Source organism: Paenibacillus sp. 01T422 (assembly GCF_056398785.1).
This window is the reverse complement of record NZ_JBFTQB010000256.1, coordinates 1-7,140: the sequence shown is the minus strand read 5'-3', so window position 1 is coordinate 7,140 and position 7,140 is coordinate 1. Positions and strand designations below refer to the sequence as shown.

Below are 7,140 nucleotides of genomic sequence, written 5' to 3'. Positions count from 1 at the left end.
GTATCCATTGTTGCATCGGACGATTGTCCGCCTATCGTTAGGTTGTAGGTCAGTTGTGTACTCTGTCCTTCTTTCAGTTCAATTGTCGGCAACATTGTAACACTGTCAACAGTCGGCGAGCTTCCAGCACCATAAGTTGCTGTTATAACTGAATCAAACAACGTCCCAATCTCACTGCTTGCAATCTTGGAGAAGCCAATCGTTGCACCAGCTCCAGGAATTTTATACGTATAGTTCATCAAAGCATTCCCAGCTCTATCAACGAGGACGGACGGGTATTCGTAGCTCTCGCCATTATTCATACCGTTCTTAATCATAGTCGGCTTCCAAGTCAATCCTTCATCAGAAGAATACAACAAACTGAAAGAATTCCTATTACCATCTAGCGTTTTCTTAACTACGCTGCGTGAGGTTTCTTGATTTGTAGCAATCAGCCAGTCGCCATTTGGAAGCTTGGAAAGTTCAAAGCCGCCGTCATTTTTCAAATAAGGATCGACTCTCGGAACACTCCACGTAACTCCGAAATCGGTAGACTCTGAGTATGTCGTGTGCCAAGCCATCCGTCCATTTCTGCCATCTAACTTACCGCTTCTAAAATAACCGCGAATCGTGCCATCTTTCTTTTGAATCAGCGAGCCTTGGATCGTTCCTGATCCTACAATCGGGTCACTGAATTTCCAGGTGATGCCGTGATCATCCGTGTACGCGCAAACTGAATTCGCCAATGAATCTGAATACAACGGCAAAATTAATCTTTTGGTTACGCCATCTGCAAGTGTGACTTCAATCGGCTTATTTTTAGTTTGCCATCCAAGCCTACGATAAATTGGCCCCCATGTATTTACATCATTGTCAGCACCAGAAGAACGCTCAATGGAATTTTTAATAATGGACGGCTCTTTGACAGAGACTCCCGTGGTAAGCATGGTGATGATTTCATCCGTTCTACCCGCATAAACATCGTCGTAAGGCTTAGCGGACTTTAAATAGGAAACGTACTGTTCATATTTATTTCTCATCGAAACAACAAAGCTGTCTGTAATATAACGAGTAGCGCCGCCAAACCTTGTAGTGACAGGTACATACTGCGACGGGTCCAGATAAGTTGCAGCAGTCACAGAGCTTGGATTTACAAACTTAATTTCAGCACCCTTGATGCCATAGGTCCACTGTCCATTGGAGTATTTGCCTTCGCCAAACATGCCTTCACCTACATTCGTGTACAAGGGCTGTGGATAGTGCCACTTCGCATTTCCGCCATTGCGTACGGCATACTCGTAGTTGCCCATATCGGCATACATAAATTTAGTTTGAGTAGATACCCATTGGCCATTGTATATGACGCCGTAGAACAACCATAGTCTTTGTTGGCTATCTACGAAAAGAACCGGGTTGTTATCCGGGAAATCCCAAGTATCATAAACAACAAATGGTTCTGTCCAAGTTTTCCCGCCATCTTTCGAACGAGAACCGATCAGTTTGGTCAAGTTCCCATCTCTTTCTCCATTTCCGTTAAACCATACCGAAAAAAGTGTGCCATCTGGCAGTTCAACCATAGTGGAACCGTGATTGGCAATGTTGTCGACGGGCATCATTCTAGCATGACTAATGCCCTCTGGCGCTGCCGCATCCGCAACTACAGCATTAAACATACTAAAAATTAACATAATAGTTAATAAGAGGGTTACATGTTTCATCTTCTTCAAACGGGGTCACGTCCTTTCATATTGTTAATAAAAGCTACTCTTTAACACACGTTTTTCACACTTGTATACGTTTACATGAGCGAACAGTAAATCAACTTCCCCAATTTTTATTTCATAGAATAAAGCCTCCCATGTAATTGGTTTGTCTTACACGAGGAGCATAGCATACCGTTTTTGACTATTTGAATAGCCAAATTGGCGTTAAAAGTTCCGTTTCTCCGCTATTTGGACCATGATTCATTTCTCCGCTATGATGCAAAAAGTCATATTGCACGATAAGGAGTCGTGCGAAGGCAATCTATAGAAGTCATCGCGCTGTAAATGACCAATTTTCGTCGGATGATTACGCCGCATCCTGGGAACGAAAAAAATGGGGCTGTCCAAAAAGGTCAATAGACCTTGAGGGATCAGCCACTTGATCAAGATTTAGGGCTGGGTGACCGATGAGCAGGAGGTTGGTCTTGCGGAGATGACGCGCAAGGGGAAATCGTAGCGGACATTATCTAATTTGATGCAAATAGTGCAGCAAATTTTCGTATTATCCATGGTTTCGGAGATAATCATGCATTTTGTGCAGTTAATCTCTTCGATACCACCGAAAATAGCGCAATGTCGCTATATTTGATGTACTTTTTACATCATTCCGTACTTACAGCTGGTTCAGATGCAAATTTACTGCACTTTTTACATCTTGTACCACCATCAAGTGTACGTTGGAAAAGGGGCTGTCCCAAATGGTTAATAGACCTTAGAAAAGGTGAAGTCATCCCTTGAAAAGAAAAGCTACCCGGAACCATTATTGCAGATGCGGTTATGGCAGAGAAGAAAATTACACGTATCTAGAACAAGATCAGCTTGAAGGCATAGTGAAATATAGCACCTATCACCGCGACGTCAGTAAAATCGACAATTGGAGCTAGGATGAGAAAGAGGATACATGGATGTGTGCGGCTGGCCCAAAGTTGACCTTGAGGTAGGTTGGCTTTCCCTTKGCCATAATCGGCTTAAGAAAGCAGCGATATAAAGAAAAGAGGGCTGCCCTCAAGTAGATTTATCTACTTATGAGACAGCCCCATCATAATTGAATAACCTCTAATTAATTAATTTCAAATGCTGCAAGGCTTGTTTGATCGTTACCGCAGCCTCTGCACGAGTGGCTACGTCTTGCGGAGCAAACGTTGTTTCTGTTTTCCCATGCACCAATCCCTTATCAACAGCTTCTGATACTGCGCTACGGGCATAATCCGACAATTGGTCTTGATCTGCGAATTGCGTTGTAGCCTTAACATCCGTTTTCGCTGTCCCTTGAACGAGTGCAACAGCTTTCATCAGAATAACGACCATCTGCTCCCTCGTAATATGTTCATCCGGGTTGAATAACCCTTTGGATACGCCTTGGACCAAACCATATTTAGCGGCTGTACCCACTTCTGAGGCATACCACTGAGTAGCAGTTACATCTGTAAATGCAGCTGGCAACGCTTCTGTCGATAGTCCCAGTCCTCTTACAAGCATGGCTACAAACTGGGCTCGAGTCACTTGCATCTCCGGCGTATACGTGTGATCCGATGTGCCATTGATAATCATTTTGGAAGCTAGCAACTCAACATCCTTCTGCGCCCAGTGCCCAGCCATGTCGTCAAATGTTTTCTTGTTCTGAACGATGGCATACATACTGTTCGTATTCCGGGTAATCGTTGCTTCTGTTTTCCCATCTTTCACCATGAATACAGCTGGCACGAATTGCATTTCCCCAGTCAGAGGATCGAATACAACTGCAGTAGCGGTAGAAGGGTCTTGGATGACACCATCTATCTGTATCACGCGTTTCACAAAAGTATTTCCAAAGTTATGAATCTCTTCTTCTTTGTCCTTGGATTTGAGAATAACTTTGTAATCGATCATATCGCTTACTTGCTTCAAACCTTCTTTTGAGATAGCTTGTTCAAATTGCTGTTCTTGCTGGCTTTTCGCTTTATCCATTCGAATAATGAGCACAGCGCCAGCATCCATACGATCTGCACCTGTCAAGTTTAGTATCGAAAGCGGCAGATCATAGGTACTGAATTGACTATGGACAATCAAATTTGTTCCTTGATTTTCTTTAAGACTGCTGCGCAAGACATCCAACGGCAACTCTAACGTATTCGATGAATGATCACCTGGCATGTAAATATGGAGCGTATCATGGTCCGTACCCGTTGCTGCACGAAGAGCTGCTAACTTCTGCGCCAGACGTTCACGATTGATGATCACTGTTACCCCATCCTGCACAGGATCAATCCGACTTTCCGTTTCATTAGGCACATAACGGCTCGAATCTTCGGTAATTGGCGGTTTTACTGGGACGCTAGTGCTAGATGTTGAACCAGTTGAACCACCACCGTTACTGGAACCAGAGTTAGAACCAGAACCTGGTACGACATTTTGCCCGGATAATGTGATCACTTTATCTCCAGAAATTGCTGRACCATCCGTTGCTGTTGCAACTACTTTCACGACTCCGTCCTTCAAGCTTGTCAGCAAACCAGTCGAATTGATGATCGCTTTATCCGAGACGGTTCTGCCATCAGCTTCATATACAGCCCATGTCACTGTCTTGTTCGTTGCATTTGCTGGAAGCACTGCTGCACTTAATAAAAGGCTCCCGCCTTTCATGCTGATCGTTGACGTTGCACTCGTAATGTTGATTGAAGCAACGCTTACAGATTCAGTGCCTGGATCAGGGTTCAGGCTTTGACCAGAAATTGTAATGGTTTTCTCACCATGAATGTTCGAACCATCCGTTGCTGTTGCAACTACTTTCACAGCCCCGTCCTTCAAGCCTGTCAGCAAACCAATTGAGTTGATGGTTGCTTTATCCGAGAGGTTTCTGCCATCATTTTCATACACAGCCCATGTCACTGTCTTGTTCGTTGCATTTGCTGGAAGTACTGTTGCACTTAATAAAAGGCTCCCGCCTTTCATGCTGATCGTTGCCGTTGCGCTTGTAATATTGATTGAAGCAACATTTACAGCTTCAGTGCCTGGATCAGGGTTCAGACTTTGGCCAGAAATTGTAATGATTTTCTCACCATGGATGTTCGAACCATCCGTTGCTGTTGCAACTACTTTCACGACCCCGTCTTTCAATCCTATTAGCAAACCAGTCGAATCGATAAGTGCTTTATCCGAGACGGTACTGCCATTGGTTTCATACACAGCCCATGTTACTGTCTTGTTCATTGCATTTGCCGGGAGCACCATTGCATCTAATTTAAGATTTCCGTTCTTGACGCTTATCGTTGCCGATGGGCTTGTAAGCGTGATCGATTGAACCTTTACATCATTTATCTTCGCAGCTTCGAATGCTTGTAACTCATTGTTCAAAGAAGTAGTTGCTTGCTGCAATTGCAGTAGTGTAACTTGACTACTACTCGCTATTTGCTTCGCCGCATCAATGGCTGCTTGCAATGTTTGCTTCGAACCAGTCGGGTGTTGCCCGACGTCGCTGCCTTCAACTGCGCTGTCATGCTTATCCTGTGCATTCGCTATTAGCGCAAGCAAATCATTGCCGGCATCCACATTTTTAATATCTGCACGATCCAACGACAAGTAGGTATTGCTCGCACTGGCATTTTTCTGCCCAGTCACACGGATTTTCAGCACATGCTCCTGATTCGCCAAATTGTCACTTTCAAAAAGCAGTTGCTGGTCCGATCTTGCTGAAGCATACGTGTCGACCATCGTTTCTTGCCCACCATCAACAGAAATGGCCGCAATCCCCTGATTATTGTTTTTGGCCCCATAAAGCTGAACTTTGGTGCCATTAAAATGCAACAGCGCATAAGCGTTCGCCGTGTTCGAATAATGATTGTCGTTGCTGTACGCACCAGACTCATATGACGTGTAACCCCAGCCTGAGCTGTATTCGAATTGGTCGGTTCCTGACCCAGTTTCATTATCATTCACGGTTCTTTTAACCGAAACTTGAATATTGTCATACTGTGCCTGGTTCCATCCACTACCTAAACCAGCCATTCCGCTTCCGCGCCTACTATCAGAGACAGAAGCGATTAGATTATTATCAACGTACGCTTTAATACTAGTTCCCATAAAGGACAACTTTAAATTGTGCCAAGTATTCGCTGAAAACCCGGTAATTGTTCCTGTTGCAAGGACGACATCATTACCAGTCTCATAGGTATAAGGATCACCATAACCTAGATACCATTGCCCGTTACTGTAAATGCTAAGCCTGTAGCCTTTGTAGTCAGACACATTTCCACCGGCTAAAGCACTGCCCACCCTTCCGTAAATACTTACCGCACCGGAATTTTCTATCAATGTATCCGCACTGTAATCATAGTTCTGCCAACTTAAGTCTCCGAATTCGGTAAATGCACTTGGATTTGCATAATTTCCCCAGCTATTCCATGAAATTTGCGGTTTTAAAATGACCTGCCGCAACGTCTTTCCAGCTCCGCCACCATAGCTGTTGCTTACTTCAAATGCTCCTTCAATATCGTACGTATATTTTGGTGTTTGTCCTGCAGTGTAACTCTCAAAATTTTCACTATAGCTGTTACCAAGCGAACTATTATCCGGTATTGGATTTGCAGCAATACCTTTCTGTTGGCCCGTCGTTGTTGTCAATGAATAGATAGAATTGGCCTCTAAATGAATAGAATACGAGCCTCCGCTTACCTGAATATCATTTTGCTTCACAAACTGAGCACTACTATTCGATTTCCAAACATGAACTGCTTCGGTAGAAAGTCCTCCAGACAGGTTAAAGGTCATCGATTCTGGTGAACTACCTGTTACAAGTACTATACTATAGTCATTACTGTTAGGTTTTTTGAATGTCACATAGGAGGTTCCTCCTGCAGCAACTCCGCTGCCGCTGTCCAGATATTGCCATCCGGGCTGTGCAAACTGCGTTGTATGAGCTGTTGCCCAAATTGCAGGCTGAACAATATAATGACCTGACCACGGCGTGTTGGCCTCCATGATGCCCGAATGTGCCCAAGTGGCATTATTGTATTGTGAGCTAATTGCGTGCCAAACATCCGTTTTCGTAAGTTTGGCATTAATATAGTTGAGATTCAATTCCTTTGCTAAATTAAGTGAACCCGTCCAATCCCCGATGCCAGTCCAGCCTTCGCTTTCCCAAATCGGCAGTCCACTATTCTGAGCATTACTAGTGGATGAACTATTGACGTAGTGATATCCGATCGCTGCAACCGCATTTTTCAAAGCCGAATCACTCACGACTTGGTTGGCAAATGCCCAATCGGTGCTTAAGATATCGGGACCTACGATCTTAACGTTTGAGAGACCGTTATTGTCTAATGTAGGCCTTAATATATTTACAATGTAGTCTCTAGCCTGCTGTGATGTCCCATTAAACTGTTCGTTCTGATTAGCTCCGATATAATCCAGATCATAGCCC

General features: G+C 44.1%; 3 protein-coding genes. 1 reads left to right on the top strand and 2 read right to left on the bottom strand.

Annotated features, from left to right (window positions below):
* A partial coding sequence (locus AC1DUA_RS15965; RefSeq protein ID WP_477500710.1) for an exo-alpha-sialidase occupies window positions 1–1,697 on the bottom strand: 1,697 nt, incomplete at its 3' end.
* A 779-nt stretch (window positions 1,698–2,476) separates the two neighbouring features.
* Here AC1DUA_RS15965 and AC1DUA_RS15960 point away from each other — a divergent pair.
* Window positions 2,477–2,626, top strand: a complete 150-nt coding sequence (locus AC1DUA_RS15960; RefSeq protein ID WP_477500709.1) for a hypothetical protein — start codon at window positions 2,477–2,479, stop codon at window positions 2,624–2,626.
* A 172-nt stretch (window positions 2,627–2,798) separates the two neighbouring features.
* On the opposite strand, the gene AC1DUA_RS15955 is transcribed toward AC1DUA_RS15960, so the two are convergent.
* The coding region (locus AC1DUA_RS15955) for an S-layer homology domain-containing protein (RefSeq protein WP_477500708.1) at window positions 2,799–7,140 on the bottom strand (4,342 nt) is incomplete at its 5' end.